The 16,398-nt window shown below is 35.8% G+C and carries 15 protein-coding genes and 1 pseudogene; 7 read left to right on the top strand and 9 right to left on the bottom strand.

What is annotated here, in order from left to right:
• Window positions 1-100: 100 nt before the first annotated feature.
• Both MHH71_RS12680 and MHH71_RS12685 read right to left on the bottom strand, forming a co-directional pair.
• Window positions 101-352, bottom strand: coding sequence for a hypothetical protein (locus MHH71_RS12680; RefSeq protein WP_006093520.1), 252 nt, complete (start codon window positions 350-352; stop codon window positions 101-103).
• Window positions 353-439: 87 nt separating this feature from the next.
• Window positions 440-663 (bottom strand): annotated as a pseudogene (locus tag MHH71_RS12685) (hypothetical protein).
• Window positions 664-847: 184 nt separating this feature from the next.
• Between MHH71_RS12685 and MHH71_RS12690 the strand changes: the two are divergent.
• The 4 genes from MHH71_RS12690 to MHH71_RS12705 all read left to right on the top strand — a co-directional run bounded on the left by MHH71_RS12690 (window position 848) and on the right by MHH71_RS12705 (window position 5,742).
• The gene (locus MHH71_RS12690; protein ID WP_003195082.1) at window positions 848-2,377 is read left to right on the top strand and encodes a cardiolipin synthase; all 1,530 of its coding nucleotides are present in this window, start codon (window positions 848-850) and stop codon (window positions 2,375-2,377) included.
• A 151-nt stretch (window positions 2,378-2,528) separates the two neighbouring features.
• Window positions 2,529-3,422: an ATP-binding protein gene (locus MHH71_RS12695; protein ID WP_018765567.1), complete on the top strand. Its 894-nt coding sequence runs from the start codon at window positions 2,529-2,531 to the stop codon at window positions 3,420-3,422.
• Between the two features lie 3 nt (window positions 3,423-3,425).
• Complete coding sequence (locus MHH71_RS12700; protein WP_006093517.1) at window positions 3,426-5,309, top strand: vWA domain-containing protein; 1,884 nt, start codon at window positions 3,426-3,428, stop codon at window positions 5,307-5,309.
• A gap of 154 nt (window positions 5,310-5,463) precedes the next feature.
• Entirely contained in the window at window positions 5,464-5,742 is a 279-nt protein-coding gene (locus MHH71_RS12705) for a hypothetical protein (protein ID WP_003195088.1), read from the top strand.
• An 86-nt stretch (window positions 5,743-5,828) separates the two neighbouring features.
• Here the strand turns inward: MHH71_RS12705 and MHH71_RS12710 are convergent, their stop codons facing one another.
• Window positions 5,829-6,803: an L-threonine 3-dehydrogenase gene (locus MHH71_RS12710; protein WP_006093516.1), complete on the bottom strand. Its 975-nt coding sequence runs from the start codon at window positions 6,801-6,803 to the stop codon at window positions 5,829-5,831.
• Between the two features lie 35 nt (window positions 6,804-6,838).
• Entirely contained in the window at window positions 6,839-8,029 is a 1,191-nt protein-coding gene (locus MHH71_RS12715) for a glycine C-acetyltransferase (RefSeq protein ID WP_006093515.1), read from the bottom strand.
• A 214-nt stretch (window positions 8,030-8,243) separates the two neighbouring features.
• Between MHH71_RS12715 and MHH71_RS12720 the strand changes: the two genes are divergently transcribed.
• Complete coding sequence (locus tag MHH71_RS12720; protein ID WP_033795873.1) at window positions 8,244-8,975, top strand: class I SAM-dependent DNA methyltransferase; 732 nt, start codon at window positions 8,244-8,246, stop codon at window positions 8,973-8,975.
• Between the two features lie 27 nt (window positions 8,976-9,002).
• Here MHH71_RS12720 and MHH71_RS12725 read toward each other — a convergent pair whose 3' ends face one another.
• From MHH71_RS12725 to MHH71_RS12735, 3 genes are read right to left on the bottom strand one after another with little or no spacing between them, the layout of a single operon-like run.
• Window positions 9,003-9,830 carry an ABC transporter ATP-binding protein gene (locus MHH71_RS12725; RefSeq protein WP_006093513.1) on the bottom strand — a complete coding sequence of 276 codons (828 nt, stop codon included), beginning with the start codon at window positions 9,828-9,830 and terminating at the stop codon, window positions 9,003-9,005.
• Between the two features lie 53 nt (window positions 9,831-9,883).
• Window positions 9,884-10,942, bottom strand: a complete 1,059-nt coding sequence (locus MHH71_RS12730; protein WP_018781929.1) for a FecCD family ABC transporter permease — start codon at window positions 10,940-10,942, stop codon at window positions 9,884-9,886.
• Window positions 10,939-11,943: a FecCD family ABC transporter permease gene (locus MHH71_RS12735; RefSeq protein WP_006093511.1), complete on the bottom strand. Its 1,005-nt coding sequence runs from the start codon at window positions 11,941-11,943 to the stop codon at window positions 10,939-10,941. The genes MHH71_RS12730 and MHH71_RS12735 overlap by 4 nt, the downstream gene beginning before the upstream one ends.
• Before the next feature lie 195 nt (window positions 11,944-12,138).
• On the opposite strand from MHH71_RS12735, the gene MHH71_RS12740 reads away from it, so the two are divergent.
• Window positions 12,139-13,104: an ABC transporter substrate-binding protein gene (locus tag MHH71_RS12740; protein WP_006093510.1), complete on the top strand. Its 966-nt coding sequence runs from the start codon at window positions 12,139-12,141 to the stop codon at window positions 13,102-13,104.
• A 380-nt stretch (window positions 13,105-13,484) separates the two neighbouring features.
• Window positions 13,485-14,876 carry a peptide MFS transporter gene (locus MHH71_RS12745; RefSeq protein WP_006093509.1) on the top strand — a complete coding sequence of 464 codons (1,392 nt, stop codon included), beginning with the start codon at window positions 13,485-13,487 and terminating at the stop codon, window positions 14,874-14,876.
• Window positions 14,877-14,906: 30 nt separating this feature from the next.
• On the opposite strand, the gene MHH71_RS12750 is transcribed toward MHH71_RS12745, so the two are convergent.
• Window positions 14,907-15,086 carry an acid-soluble spore protein H gene (locus MHH71_RS12750; RefSeq protein WP_006093508.1) on the bottom strand — a complete coding sequence of 60 codons (180 nt, stop codon included), beginning with the start codon at window positions 15,084-15,086 and terminating at the stop codon, window positions 14,907-14,909.
• Between the two features lie 178 nt (window positions 15,087-15,264).
• On the bottom strand, window positions 15,265-15,552 hold the full coding sequence (locus MHH71_RS12755; RefSeq protein ID WP_003195107.1) for an ArsR/SmtB family transcription factor: 288 nt from the start codon (window positions 15,550-15,552) through the stop codon (window positions 15,265-15,267).
• Window positions 15,553-16,398 lie beyond the last annotated feature (846 nt).

Consider the following 16,398-nt stretch of genomic DNA (forward strand, 5'->3'; position numbering starts at 1 on the left):
AAACATACGATTTAATGATAAACGTCATAAAAATAAAAAAAGCAGACTGCAATCGTCTGTTTTTTACCATAGTTTTTTGTATGCTTACCTACGTCCTTTATTAAAATCCGCCATATGGAGAATATGGATACTGCGTTGGGTAGGTTACTGGGTAAGACACTGGATATGGCGCTGGGTAATATCCGCCACCGCTCGTTAAAGCTCCTGCTGTAAGTCCCCCTACCAAACCACCCGCAAAACTTCCTGGAAAAAATGTGCTTCCTCCCCATGAGCTACCACCCCATCCGCCACCATGATGATGACCGCTATGATGATTGTGATGATATCCTCCATGATTTCTTATGTCATGCATTTTATCTTCATCCCCTTTTATACTGATTATTTACTACTATACGCAGAACAAATGAGGAAAACATGAGTACCTGTTCTTCCGCGTTCATCAATATGTGCTGTATGAATAATAAGGATAGTCCTGATAATCCGTATAGTATGGATAATCTGAGTAATATGGATAACCATATCCACCATAACCAAAAGCAGGGCTAAGTAACGCACCAGCTACAAATCCTGGAAAAAACCACCACCAAAAAACGGTGGACGTCCAATGCCTCCGGAAAATCCAGCATGACCAAACCCACCAAACGGACGACTTACTCCGTTCATATCATTCACACTCCTTTTCATACAAAAAATGGAACAATATACCTTATGTAGGACAAATGCGGAAGGCATGGGCAAAATGTCTAGATTGGTACAAAAAAATAAAACGTTTTATAATAGAAATGTTAGATTACAGCTTCCATATAAGAATCCTATATTTAAGAAAGAATAGGTGAGATTTATACAGATGAAAAATCCTATCGTTCAATTATTATTTGTATTTACACTTGTATCTATCGTACTTTTCCTTTTAGATACGTCCATTATTTCACTATACACCTTCGTTGGTGCTTTATGGTCTATCACAATTGTAGGAATTTCTTTCGTTATTTTTATTGAAAACCGTTCCCCACAAAGCACATTAGCATGGTTTTTAGTATTGGCTCTTCTTCCTGTTGTCGGTGTACTTTTATACTCTATTTTTGGCCGAAGTCGCTGGAGAAGAAAAAAACATCTTCATCGTTCAGAAGAGCAGCGAAAATTATTCCGTGAAATTTTAGAAGGAAGGCAGCTAGATGTATCATCTATTTCTTCATTAAGTGAACACTCTATGCATTTAACAAAAGTGGTACAAAAGTTTGGAGGTGGCCCTGTCGCCGATGCAACAACCACAAAACTTTTAACTAACGGTGAACAAACATTTCCAGAAATTTTACAAGCGATTGAACATGCAAAACACCATATACATATTCAATACTACATTTATCGAGCAGATGAAATTGGTACACAAATTCGAGACGCTTTAATAAAAAAAGCAAATTCCGGTGTAATTGTACGGTTCCTTTATGATGGACTCGGAAGCAATACGTTGCGAAAACGCTTCTTACAGCCTATGAAAGATGCAGGAATTGAAATTGTGGAATTCGATCCTATATTTTCAGCGTGGCTACTTGAAACAGTCAATTATCGTAACCATCGTAAAATCATCATTATCGACGGAGAAATTGGTTTTACTGGAGGGCTCAACGTTGGTGATGAGTATCTTGGTCGTTCTAAAAAATTCCCAATTTGGCGTGACAGTCACTTACGAATAGAAGGGAAAGCATTATACAAATTACAAGCAATATTTCTTGAGGATTGGCTCTATGCCTCTAGTGGTTTAAATACTTATTCTTGGGATCAATTTATGAATACAAAATACTTTCCGGGTAAAGAAAATTCTCATGCAGAAGGTGCTGTTCAAATTGTAGCAAGTGGACCAAGCTCAGATGATACAAGCATTCGCAATACTTTACTTGCTGTTATAGCTTCTGCTAAGAAATCAATTTGGATTGCGACACCCTACTTCATTCCGGATCAAGAAACTTTAACATTACTTCGTTTAAGTGCACTGGCTGGAATAGATGTCCGCATTCTATATCCAGGTAAGAGCGATAGCATCATTAGTGATCAAGCATCTCAATCATACTTTACACCACTCCTAAAAGCAGGAGCTTCAATTTACAGCTATAAAGATGGTTTTATGCACGCTAAAATTGTACTTGTTGATAATACAATTGCAACAATTGGCACGGCAAATATGGATGTCCGCAGCTTTGAACTAAATTATGAAATCATTAGCGTACTTTATGAATCCAAGACAGTTCTTGATATTAAACATGATTTTGAAGAAGATTTTAACCATTCAACTGAAATTAGATGGAAATCATTCCAAAAAAGAAGTATTAAAAAACGAATACTAGAATCTCTAATGCGTCTAATTTCCCCTTTATTATAATTACAAAAAAGTAATCAAAGTCATTTTGGTTACTTTTTTCTTTTATTATGGTACATTCTTCTCCCTCTCCTTTTCTTTGCATACCATATTAAAACAAGTTATCATAAGATGTATTGTTTACTTTATGAAAATAATGTTAGGTGGGAAATACATGTTAGAACAATTTCATATACATGCTGATTTAAAGCAGCAACTGGCAACAATTCACGAAAAAAACAAACAAGCAGCTGGTGAAAATGGACATTTAATCGGTACAAAAATGTACAAAGCATCGGATAATAGCATTATTGAGGATGCAATTACAGCACTTCTGCTTGGTAAAAATATTCTACTGAAGGGACCAACCGGAAGCGGAAAAACAGTCCTTGCAGAAACTCTATCTTCCTTATTCCAAAAGCCAATGCACAGTATTAACTGTTCGGTTGATTTAGATGTGGAAGGTATTTTAGGATACAATACATTAAAAACAAAAGACGGGGCATCTGAAGTTTCCTTCGTTGACGGTCCTCTTATGAAAGCAATGAAAAATGGGCATTTCCTATATATCGATGAAATTAATATGGCAAAACCTGAAACACTTCCACTTCTTCACGGTGCATTGGATTACCGTAAAATGATTACAAATCCATTTACACAGCAAGTTGTATATGGTGATGAAGAATATCGTGTAATTGCTGCAATCAACGAAGGTTATGTTGGAACAAGTGAATTAAATGAAGCATTAAAAAACCGTTTTGTTATCATTGAAGTTCCTTATATTCAAGGCGATACATTAAAACAACTATTATTATCCGAATCAAAATTGAAAGACATTGCAACAATTGAAAAGTTTGTGGCATTCGCAAGTGACCTCATGCCACTTGCTCGTGATGGACGTGTAAGTGAAGAAGCAGCAAGCATTCGTGGTATTATCGATGCATGTGATTTAGGCGTATATATCCCTGTTATGCGTGCGATTGAGCGAAGTATCATCGCGAAATTAAATGATGAAACAGAACAAATGACTGTCCGTGAATTAGCCGAAAGCTATTTCTTTGAGGGATAATTCATGAGACAAATTTTTAGTGACAAAAAAATTGATGCGTCGCTGTTTCTTCAAATGGAAAATTTAATGTATGCTCTTCTAAAAGAAGATGATGCTTACTTAGAGTATGGCTATAAAGCTTATTACGACGAAGTTGAAAAAAAGGTTGTCATCAGTCACTTTTGGGATGATCGCAAAGAAGAAGATACAGTAATCGGATTAAAAAGCGAAGTGTTTTTAAAAGCACTTGGCAATAAACATTACTCAGACATGAAGTTAATTCGCTCTTATGCGATCGAATTACAAGAGTCCCCTCTTAAAAAGTTTTTAACACAATTATTTGTTCTGTTAGAAGATTTACGAGTTGAAGAAATTGTAAAAAGCCTACGTCCTGGAACGAAACATATCTTTAGACGACGCAAGGAAATGTACCGAAATTATTTTGGCTCACAAAATGAAATAAATCGTGTTCGTAACTATCATGGAGATCGTCTATTTTGTCTATGCTATCTTTCACTAACAAGCGATAAATATGAAATGTTTAACAACGAATATTTTGAGCAAATTGAAGCTATTTTACATGAAGCATTCCAGGCTCGTAATACGGAAGATACAATGTATATTGTTGAAAAAATCCGTTATCGCTTAGAAGGTTTTCTTGAAAATGATATGATTAATAACTACTTTGGGCATGCGCCGCTCTATTTATCTGTTATTGCAGAAGAAAAAGATGGGCGCGTAGAAGATTTAGCAAATGATGATGTCCAAATCGTAGATGATGACGATAATAAGAGCAAAATTAATGAAAGCTTCTCTACATGGCATCGTGAAAATAAAAATAATGAAAATGAAAACTTCTTACGTTTTGAATTAGAAAGTGGTACGAAAACAAATATGATGGGCGATACGGCTCGTGAGTCTGAAGATGGTGATCAAGCACTCGGTTCAGTACAAGGTACTTCGCAAAAAAGTACGCAGTCGAATTTTGATGGAGCTGATACTGAAGATGCGAGAGCTTCCCATGCTTCTAGTCAAAATGAGGGCATATACGGTAAATATAACGTTGGTGCGTCACATACATTTAAAGAAGCTCGTAAGCCAACCCCTGACGATAAGAAAGACTATCAAGCCATCAAGTCAGTCATTAATAAAGACGTAAAAGAATTAAAGAAAATTATTGAAAAAACGATTGAAAACAAAACAAACGCGAATAGCGATAAATACTACGGAAGACTTCGTAAAAAATTTCTACGTATTTATACAGAAAAGCAACCACGTATGTTTTATAAAAAAGGACAAGAATCACAAGAGCTTGATGTTGCCTTTCAGTTATTAGTGGACTGCTCTGGCTCTATGTATAATAAAATGGAAGAAACAAAGAAGAGTGTTGTTCTGTTCCATGAAGCATTAAAATCGTTAAAAATCCCTCATGCGATTAGTGGTTTTTGGGAAGATGCTTCTAGTGCAACACCAGAAGATAAGCCAAACGTAATTCATGAAGTTGTAACATACAAAAATTCAACGTTACCAAACGTTGGTCCAGAAATTATGCAGCTTCGTGAAGAGGAAGACAATCGGGATGGTTACATTATCCGCATCGTTTCTGAAAAGCTTGCAAAAAGGCAAGAGAAACACAAATTCCTGCTCGTCTTTACAGACGGTGAACCATCTGCATTAGACTATCAGCAAGACGGTATTTTAGATACACACGAAGCGGTTAAACTTGCTCGTAAAAGCGGTATGGAAGTCATCGGGATTTTCATCGAAGAAGGCGAAGCAAAAGAAGCAACATATCAATTAATGAAAAATATTTATAACCATCACTTCTTAGTGGCGAATCATGCTGAAGATTTACGCTTAAAGATTAAACCGTTATTGAAAAAATTATTACTGAAGACGATTGAATAGGAAACAGGAGCTGATTTTAGCTCCTGTTTTTCAGTTGAAATTTATCTAACGGTCGATATATTTAAAAAAGCGCTGATAAAAGGAAATGAAAAATTCATAGAAATCTTTTTGGGTATATTAAAGAAGAAGTCTACTATCAAATATATTTGAAAGGATGTTTCATTTGTCCCCAAAAAAGGATGAACAATATACGGATTTTACAGCTGCTGAAGCAAGACATCAATATGTCATTCCCGAAGAGTTTCCTGAGGGCCCTTACGGTTCTTCCACTAACAGAAAGTTAGGAAAATCGACTCCTTGGGAGAAAGATCAAAAAGCGCATAAAGCATTTAGCTACGAATATGAGAAACAATATGAAGAAACGGAACAACAATACCCTGAATCTAGCACCGAACCAGGAAGTCTAGATACGAATAAGGTAAAGTCTATATAACGAAAAAACTTATTTCTTCCCTAGACTACGTTTAGGTATGCTGACAAAAAGAGCCGATTCAAAAAATTGAATCGGCTCTTTTTTCATTAGCTAAATACTAACTCAGTTGCTAATTTTTTTTTTAATTTAGCAAGCATATCAGCTGTCATTTTATCTAAATCATACTCCGCTTTAAAGCCCCACTCTTCTTTCGCTGCTGTTGCATCAATTGAGTTTGGCCAGCTGTTAGCAATGGTTTGACGAGCTGGATCCACAGCATAATCCATTGTAAACGTCGGAATATGCTTGCGAATTGCTGCTGCAATTTGTTCTGGCTCGAAGCTCATTGCGGTAATATTAAAAGCGTTACGATGTATCAACTTACTTGGATCTGCTTCCATTAATGAAACAATTGCTTGCAGTGCATCTGGCATATACATCATATCCATGTATGTGCCTTCCGCAATGTAAGAGGTGTAAGCACCTTTTTTAATTGCTTCATAATAAATTTCAACTGCATAGTCCGTCGTACCGCCTCCTGGAGGAGCCACATAAGAAATTAAACCTGGGAAACGTACGCCGCGCGTATCAACACCAAATTTTTGATAATAGTAATCACATAACAATTCTCCTGCTACTTTGTTTACCCCATACATTGTAGTAGGACGCTGGATTGTATCTTGCGGTGTATTATCTTTTGGCGTTGTTGGACCAAACGCACCGATTGAACTTGGCGTGAAAAATTTACAGTTTAACTCACGTGCTGCTTCTAATGCATTTACGAGCCCACCCATATTTAAATTCCACGCAAATAACGGGTTTTTTTCTGCAGTTGCTGAAAGTAAAGCTGCTAAATGAATAATTGTATCCACTTCATTCCGTTTCGCAATATCATGTAGTTTCTGACCATCAGTTACATCTAATGTTTCAAATGGACCAGATTTTACAACATCACTATCTGTTTCACGAATATCTGTCGCAATAACGTTTGATGCACCGTATACATCGCGAAGTTTCATTACAAGTTCAGAACCAATTTGCCCTAAAGAACCGGTTACTAGAATTTTTTTCATTTTCCCCACTCCTCATTTGCAAGCTTTCAAAAGATGTAATTGTGTTAAATGATTCCCATTTCCTTTCCCACTTTTTCATACTTATGAATTGCTTCATCAAGCATCTCTTTCGTATGAGCCGCTGTTGGCATGTTACGAACACGACCTGTTCCTTTTGCTACAGTTGGGAACACAATTGATTTTGCGTATACGCCTTCTTCATTTAAACGTTTACTAAACTCTTGTGTTAATACTTCATCGCCAATAATACAAGGTGTAATTGGTGTTTCACTTTCTCCAATGTTAAAGCCTAACTCTTTTAAACCTTGTTTTAAATAACGGCCATTTTCCCATAAACGGTCATGTAGTTCTGTACTTTCCATTAAAATTTCAATAGACCTCATACAAGCCGCCGCATCCGCTGGTGTTAAAGCTGTTGAGAACAAGAATGGACGTGAACGAACTTTTAACCAATCAATTAAGTTTTGCTTCCCTGCTACATATCCTCCAATTACCCCAATTGCTTTTGATAATGTACCAATTTGGAAATCTACTTTATCAGAAAGGCCAAAATGTTTTACAGTCCCTGCACCTTGTCCAAGTACGCCTGAACCATGTGCATCATCTACATATGTCATTAAATCTAACTCTTCTGCAATCTCAACGATTTCTGGTAGTTTCGCAATATCACCATCCATTGAGAAAACGCCATCTGTAATAACCATTAATTTATTATAAAGACCGGATTCTTTCGCTTCGATTGCTTTTTTGCGTAAATCTTCCATATCAGAATGTTTATAAACGATAATTTTTGCTTTCGATAAGCGGCTACCGTCAATAATAGACGCGTGGTTTAATTCATCAGAAAGAATCGCATCATTTTTATCCATAACAGCTGAAATCGCTGCCATATTACAGTTAAATCCTGATTGATATGCAATCGCTGCTTCTGTATGTTTAAACTTTGCAATTGTTTCTTCTAATTTGATATGCAAATCAAGAGTACCATTAATTGTACGTACCGCCCCTGCACCAACACCATATTTATGAATTGCACCAATTGCTGCTTCTTGCAGACGATTGTCTGTTGCTAAACCAAGATAGTTATTTGAAGATAAGTTAATATATTCTTTCCCGCCAATTGTAATGATTGGTCCATTTGGACTTTCTAGCGGATCAATTACGTTATAAAGCCCCTTTGCTTTTAAATCCTCTAAATTTTCTTCTAAAAAGTTTGCGAGTGTTTTACTAGACATCGTGAAGCCTCCCTATCGTTCATGTAAGCGGATTATTATCTTAATAATGCTAATAATCCCTCTACTAGCTTAACACGTTTTCGAAATTTATTATAGAAAAATAGCTTAAAGAAAACGCTTACAACTTTTAATTATATAGGATTAAATACAAGAAATCTATGATTTACTTCAATTGTTTGATAGAATGAAAAAAATGTTTTCAGGAGCTGAGAAAATGGCATTTACAGAATCTGAAGTATATAATAACGATTCTTTTTTTGAACAGTACATGAAGCGTAGATATCGAAATGATAATCCAAATGATACAATCGAAAAACCGGCCTTATTGCAGCTCATTGGTGATGTGAAAGAAAAGACAATTCTTGATCTAGGATGTGGTGATGCCCAGTTCGGTGTAGAGTTATTACAAAAAGGTTGTTTATCCTATACCGGTATTGAAGGCTCTCACCTTATGTATACAGAAGCTATAAAACAACTAGAAAATAAAAATGGAATCGTCCATTTTATAAACCTCAAAGACTATACATATCCCTCTTCTACTTTTGACCTTGTTACATCTAGACTCGCTCTGCACTATATTGAACATCTCGATATTATTTTTCAAAATGTTTATCAAACTTTAAAAAACGACGGCATCTTCACTTTTAGCGTTCAACATCCTGTTATTACTTCTTCATTCGAGAGTTTACAAACTAGCGGTAAGAGAACAAGTTGGCTTATCGACAATTATTTCAAAACTGGAGAGCGTATTGAACCATGGATTGAACAGGATGTCATTAAATATCACCGCACCATCGAACAATATTTTACACTCTTACAACAAGCTGGATTTACAATTACAGATTTACGAGAAGCAATACCAAAACGAAACCATTTTCAAAGCGAAGAAGAATATACACGCCGATTGCGTATTCCTCTTTTTCTCTTGTTTTCTTGTAAAAAATAAAAAAGCGATGAAATTTCATCGCTTTTTTCATTTCACTACCTGCGCTGCTTGTGGAAGTAAACATCTTCCTCTTCCCTGCGGAATACAAAGCGGCGTTCCAAATAACGGATCGGTTATGATTTGACAATCCATCCGAAATACATCACGAACTAATTTACAATCAATAATTTCTTCTGGTTTACCTTGCGCATAAATTTGTTTATCTTGAATGGCTACAATGTTGTCTGCATAGCGGCACGCTAAGTTTAAATCATGTAGTACCATAACGATTGTTCTTTGCTCTGTTTCATTTAATTCAAATAATAAATCTAGCACTTCAATTTGATGTGTCATGTCTAAGTATGTTGTCGGCTCATCTAACAGAATAATATCTGTATCTTGTGCAAGCGTCATAGCAATCCAAGCGCGCTGACGTTGTCCACCTGAAAGAGCATGAACATCACGTTCAACAAATTCCGTCATACCTGTTGCAGCAAGCGCTCTTTGTACCATTTCCTCATCTTTTTCTGACCATTGCTTCAGCCATGTTTGATATGGGTAACGTCCTTGTTTCACAAGTTGCAGTACAGTAAGTCCTTCTGGAGCTTGAGGTCCTTGTGGTAAAATTGCCATTTGACGCGCAATTTGCTTCGTTTGCATATTTTGAATTGCATTATCTTCTAATAAAATATCACCCGATGTCGGTTTTAATAAACGAGCAAGCGAACGTAATAAAGTTGATTTTCCACAGCCGTTAGAACCGATAAAAATCGTAATTTTTCCTTTTGGAATCTCTAGATTTAACTCATTAATTATAGTTGTTTCACCGTAAGACAATGTTAACGATTTAGTCTCTAGTGCTTTTTGCATGTTCATCTTCCTTTACTCCGTTTTTTATAGACAGAAAATCATCTATGTATTTTTTTCCTTTATGAATTTCGACTTTTATAAAGTAAATAAATAAAATACGGAGCACCGATTGCTGATGTAAATACACCTGCTGGAACTTCAAGCGGAGCAAAGACTGTGCGCCCAATTAAATCGGCAGCAAGTACTAAAATCGCACCGACAATAGCTGCTACTGGAAGTAATGCACCATATAAAGAACCAACTAATCTTCTTGAAATATGCGGCGCCATTAAACCAACAAATCCGATTCCACCTGCAAAAGCAACCGCTCCCCCAATTAACGCCGTACTTAGGAGTAGCAGGAAAAAACGTGATTTTGTTAAACGAATCCCAAGTCCGGCAGCAATATCATCACCAAGTTCTTGTGCATTTAAATGTCTCGCCGATATAAATGCAACCACTGTTAAGATAAGAACCCAAGGTGCCAATACCCCTACGTTTTGCCAAGAAGATCCGTAAACAGTACCGGTAATCCATACATTTGCTTGGCTCGCTTGATAGATTGGCGCTAACAGCATAAATAATGTTGTCGCTGCCTTTGTCAGTGCCCAAAATCCGACACCTATTAAAATAAGACTAACTGCTGATAATCCATCATTTCTCCATGCGAATAAATATACAAAAAATGCGACGACAGTTGCACCAATAAATGCTGCTAGCGGCATATAATGAATGCTTACTGTTAATGCATTGTTCTTATCACTAAATAAAGCAAGAAATAATACAACCGCTACACTTGCACCACCTGTAATTCCAATAATATCAGGCGAAGCAAGCGGATTTCGAACGAGTCCTTGTAAAATACAACCTGCTACAGCAAGAGCTATCCCTACAAGAATTGCAATTAAAATGCGCGGCATACGGAACTTATTTACAACCATATTAGACATCGCATCACCGTTTCCAGTAATTGCTTGCCATACATCATATGGGGCGATCTTCATCTCCCCCATACCTGCGCTTGCAAAGAATAATCCTATTAAAACAACGAATAAACCCAACAAGACGAGACAAGCTCGTTTATACATTAAAAACGAGAGGCCGTCTTTTCCTATACGAAACGGAATATACTTCTTCATTTGCTAAGCCCTCTCTTACGTGCAATATAAATAAAGAATGGTGCACCAATAAATGCTGTCATAACTCCTACTGGAACTTCTTGTGGCATAATCACATATCTCGCAGCAATATCTGCAAATAATAGTAGAATGGCACCTAGCAAACCACTATACGGAACTCTCCAGCGATGATCTACACCAACAAGAGCTCTTGCGAAATGAGGGGTAATAGTTCCAACAAATCCAATTGGTCCTGCAACAGCAACAGATCCACCTGATAATAAAACAATAATAAGTAGTACAAATGCCTTCATCATCACTGTTCGTTGTCCTAGCCCTTTTGCTACATCTTCTCCCATCATTAGCGTATTCACTTTCCCTGCCATCAGGAGAGAGGCAATCCAACCAACTAATAAATATGGAAATACGGATTGTAATACTTCTAACTTTCTACCTTGTACGGAACCAGCAAGCCAAAACAACACTTCTTCTAACGCTTTTTCATTTAATACAAGCAGTCCCTGTGTCAAAGAAGAGAATAGGGCACTTATCGCTACCCCTGCCAACGTTAACTTAAGAGGAGTTGTCCCTTCTTTTCCTAAAGAACTAGAAGCAAATACAAGTGCTGCAGCAACTGCTGCACCTAAAAAGGCGATCCACGTAAACGCTGACAAAGATGTTATCGAAAAAACAACAATGGCTACAACAATAAAAAAGGCAGCACCTGAGTTTAATCCAATAAAATCTGGGGCAGCAAGTGGATTCTTAGTTAAAGTTTGCATAAAACAACCAGCGATGGCTAAACTAGCACCAACACTAGCAGCGATAAGCGCACGTGGAAGACGTACGTTTTGAATAATAATATGTTCATTCGAACCATTAAAATGAAAAAAAGCATCCAATGCTAATTTCCCACTTGTATTTGTATATCCCAAAATAATACTCCCCCAAATACAAGCAATAACTGCAATGATTCCAACAAATAATCCAACCCATTTTGCTTGATTTGTTTTTAATAACATGCAGCGTTTCTCCTTCAATGTATAATGATACGTTGTTAGTGTATTGTAACTTAATTCGCATTGTCAATGATAGTAATAATTATTTTCAGTTGCAGTGATAATGATTGTAAATTATTACTATTGACAATATATTTATAAAATCGTAATATCGATTTTGATAATGAAAACTATTCTCAATATGTAGGGGGATACATAATGAATTTCGTCAAACAAAACTCGTTTGCGTTATTTGCATTCGTACTATCATTTTCACTTCTTTTAGGGGCATGTGGGAAATCTGATAACAAGGCTGAGCCTAAAAAGGAAGAAAAGAAAGAAATGATTACTGTAGAACATGCAATGGGTAAAACAGAAGTTCCTGCTAATCCAAAGCGTGTCGTTGTTTTAACAAATGAAGGAACAGAAGCTTTACTTACCCTTGGTGTAACACCAGTCGGTGCGGCTGAATCACCTACCGGTAACCCATGGTATCCACATACGAAGGATAAACTAAAAAATGTAAAAACTGTCGGTACCGAGCTTCAGCCCAATGTAGAAGCAATTGCTTCTTTAAAACCCGACTTAATCATTGGTAACAAACTGCGTCACGAAAAGATATACGAGCAATTAAAAGGCATTGCTCCTACTGTTTTCTCAGAAACACTACGCGGTGAATGGAAAGATAACTTTAAACTTTATGCAAAAGCAGTAAATAAAGATAAAGAAGGTCAAAAGGTATTAGCTGATTACGACAAACGTATAAAAGACTTAAAAGGCAAACTTGGGGATAAAGTAAATCAAGAAATTTCTATGGTACGCTTTATGCCTGGTGATGTTCGTATTTATCATGGCGATACATTCTCTGGTGTTATTTTAAAAGAGCTTGGCTTCAAACGTCCTGGTGATCAAAACAAAAATGACTTTGCAGAACGCAATGTATCTAAAGAGCGCATTCCTGCAATGGATGGCGATATCATCTTCTACTTCACATATGATAAAGGTAATGAGAAAAAAGGTTCTGAATTAGAAAAAGAATATATCAACGATCCTCTATTCAAAAACTTAAATGCTTCCAAAAACGGTAAAGTATACAAAGTTGACGATGTGATTTGGAATACAGCTGGCGGTGTAATGGCTGCGAACTTAATGCTAGATGACATTGAAAAACGATTTGTAAAATAAACTCTTTATTCAAAACAGTTCCCCAAAAAGGGGAACTGTTTTTTATTTCATAAAAGTGTCACATTATTTCATTTTGTATTTTTATTCTCAATATGTTATATTATAATAACAAATAAAATATATTTTCTCTATATCAGAAGAATTGTTTTAATCTAAATTTTCTGATTAATCTTTATTTTATTTTCTTTTAGAATTCAAATACTACATTTGAAAACGCTTATTATCTCGTTTTCAGGGAAAAATACGATAACGGATAGAGATTCAATAGATTGTTTAAGAAATTTTCTTTCTATTTCCATATAATTCTATTGACTTCTAAATATTTTGTAAATTAAAATGATTACATAAATATCCGTTATACAGGATTAGGGGGAAGCAAAATGGATGCAGCTTTAAAATTAAAAAAAGCTGAAGAACAACAATCACCAAAAAAACATCCACCTGGATTATATTTGTTGTTCTTAACAGAAATGTGGGAAAGATTTAGTTACTACGGAATGCGTGGCCTTTTAGTTCTTTATTTAACAACAACTGTTGTAAGCGGCGGTCTTGGATTCGACAAGGCTTTTGCAGTACAATTATACGGAATTTTTACAGCATTAGTATATTTCACACCAATTGCAGGTGGGTGGTTAACTGACCACTTTATTACAAGACGTCATGCAATTACCCTTGGTGGTATTATTATGGCAATTGGTAACTTTGTACTATTTTCAATGAATACAAAAACCGGTCTCTTTTTAGGACTAGGATTATTAGTCATCGGTAATGGATTCTTCAAACCAAATATTTCTACACTTTTAGGTGAACTATACGGTGAAAATGATTCACGCCGTGACAGTGCTTTTACAATCTTTTACATGGGTATCAACGTAGGGGCTTTCTTTGCACCACTAATTTGCGGATTCCTTGCAGAAGATTTCTTTAAAACAAGCGCTAATGGCGTTATGGTTATGGGTTATAAATACGGGTTCCTTGCAGCTTGTATCGGTATGATTGTTGGACAGATTTTCTTTAACCTATTAGCTCCTCGTTACCTTGGTAATGCAGGAACAACAGTTGTAGGTAAAAAGTCACAAGACAAAAACGCAAAAGTAATTGAGAAAAAACCTTTAACAAAACAAGAAAAGAACCGTACTTGGGCAATCATCATTTTAACTTGCTTCGTAGTTTTCTTCTGGGCAGGTTTTGAACAAGCTGGTAGCTCTTTAACACTATATACAAACACATTTGTTGATCGTACAATTTTCGGATGGGAAGTTCCAACATCTTGGTTCCAATCTGTTAACCCAGCATTTATCGTACTATTAGCACCATTCGTATCTATGTTATGGATGAAACTATCTAAAACAAAAAATGGTGACTTAAAAGTTCCAACAAAAATGGCACTTGGTATGATTTTACTAGGCATTGGCTACCTTGTTTTAACATTAGCTGTTCTGAAAACTGGAAGCGATGAAGCACATATTGCTACTAAAGCAAACTTATTATTCATCGTATTCACATACCTGTTCCATACAATTGGTGAACTATTCTTATCACCAATCGGTCTATCAATGGTAAGTGCAATTGCTCCTGTAAAATTAGCATCCCTATTAATGGGAGTATGGTTAGCTGGTTCTGGTATGGCGAACTATCTAGCTGGCGCACTAGCTGCCTTCACGCAATCTTTAGGATATCTAGAAGTATTCGCAAGCATCGGTATTATCGTAATCGTACTTGGCTTAGTACTTCTTATGTTCTCTAAAAAAATTGCACGTATGATGGAATAAAAAAGAAGCGGAGAAAATTCTCCGCTTTTTTTATTGCTCTTCTAACGCTGTAACATCTACTTGTACTGTTTCATTTGGTGATTTCACATCATGTACATTCGCAACTCCACTTCCCTCATCACAACTTTCAATCCAAACCGGTACACCATGATAAGTTACATCGATTCTACTCGAAGATGATAAAATTTGTTTTACGCGCTTTACATCCATCCTTCATTCCTCCTTTTACTTATTACACTCTTATTTATCTTCTCATTTCTCTTTGAAATATATTCCGTGAAAACTCCTGTCACTTATCTCCTTCAGATCTTAAAGTGGGGTTTTCACGCCTATTTTTATAGAAAAAAGACGTGCATTTCCGCACGTCTTTTTTCTATAATATTCAATTTTATGAAAATAATGTCTTTACAACTTCACTTACTTTCTCATTATGCACTTGATAATATACTTCTAAGCCGCGTCTTTCAAAACGAACAACTTTATTCTGCTTTAATTTCGTTAAATGCTGTGAAACAGTAGATTGCGGAATTTCTAATACTTCCTGCAATTGTGTTACGTTACAAGTTCCACGCCCCATAAGCTCCATTACAAGGCGAAGACGGAGCGGGTGAGCTAACGCTCGTAGCATTTGTACATCCTCTTCTGAAATACGACAATCAAATTGATTTTGATTCATAAAGTTCCCCTCATTTTTTCATTTTTATTTTCTCTTTATTTATTTTTATATATTTGTTTTTATATTTCCTGTTACGACACAACTTTATCAACCTAAAATAAAAAAATTATTTCCTCCTTTTATCAACATACAATTAAGGGCAGAAACCCCTGCTGATTTTGAATATTATACTACACGGCTTAGTGAAAAAGCAAAAAATACAGATCGGAATACTTTGCTTCTAAATGCTGTTTTCTCAACCTTTTTGTTATATTTTTTCACTCACAATATTCACCGTAATAATATTGTAAAATATTGTTCTTAAATGATATGTGAATGTAATCTTTTTAGTTATTCGACCTATAAAAATTGCTTTGTTACGATAAAAAGAGTTAAATTTTGGTAAAGAGGAGGATCCACAATTAAAAAGCGGTTAATAATAGTCTTAATTAATATTGCACTTGACTATACAATTATCCAAAACTTCCTCCTTTATTCTTGATGACAAAAGAATTATTCATTTTAAACATGTAGGACCAATGACATCTGAAAATATGGTTGAGTATATGGAGAGTCCATCAGTGGGGTTTTCTTCATCCCCACCTATCTTCCTCATTTCCCTCTAAATCTTGAAGTGTGGATCTTACTGCCCGTTAATGCGGGATAAATTAGGAATCGTGTACTTTAATATACACGATTCCTCTTTTTGTCTAGTTTATGAACAAAATGTAACGGAATTTTTACAGTTAACACTATCATGGAATAATTATACTTTTTTACGTTGACAATAGTGTTGAAGAGGAATATACTAGGCAATGTAAGTTGATTGTGAATTATTTCACAAATAATGTGAATGTCTTCACATAT

This window comes from Bacillus sp. FSL H8-0534, from assembly GCF_038005885.1.
Taxonomy (GTDB): domain Bacteria; phylum Bacillota; class Bacilli; order Bacillales; family Bacillaceae_G; genus Bacillus_A; species Bacillus_A pseudomycoides.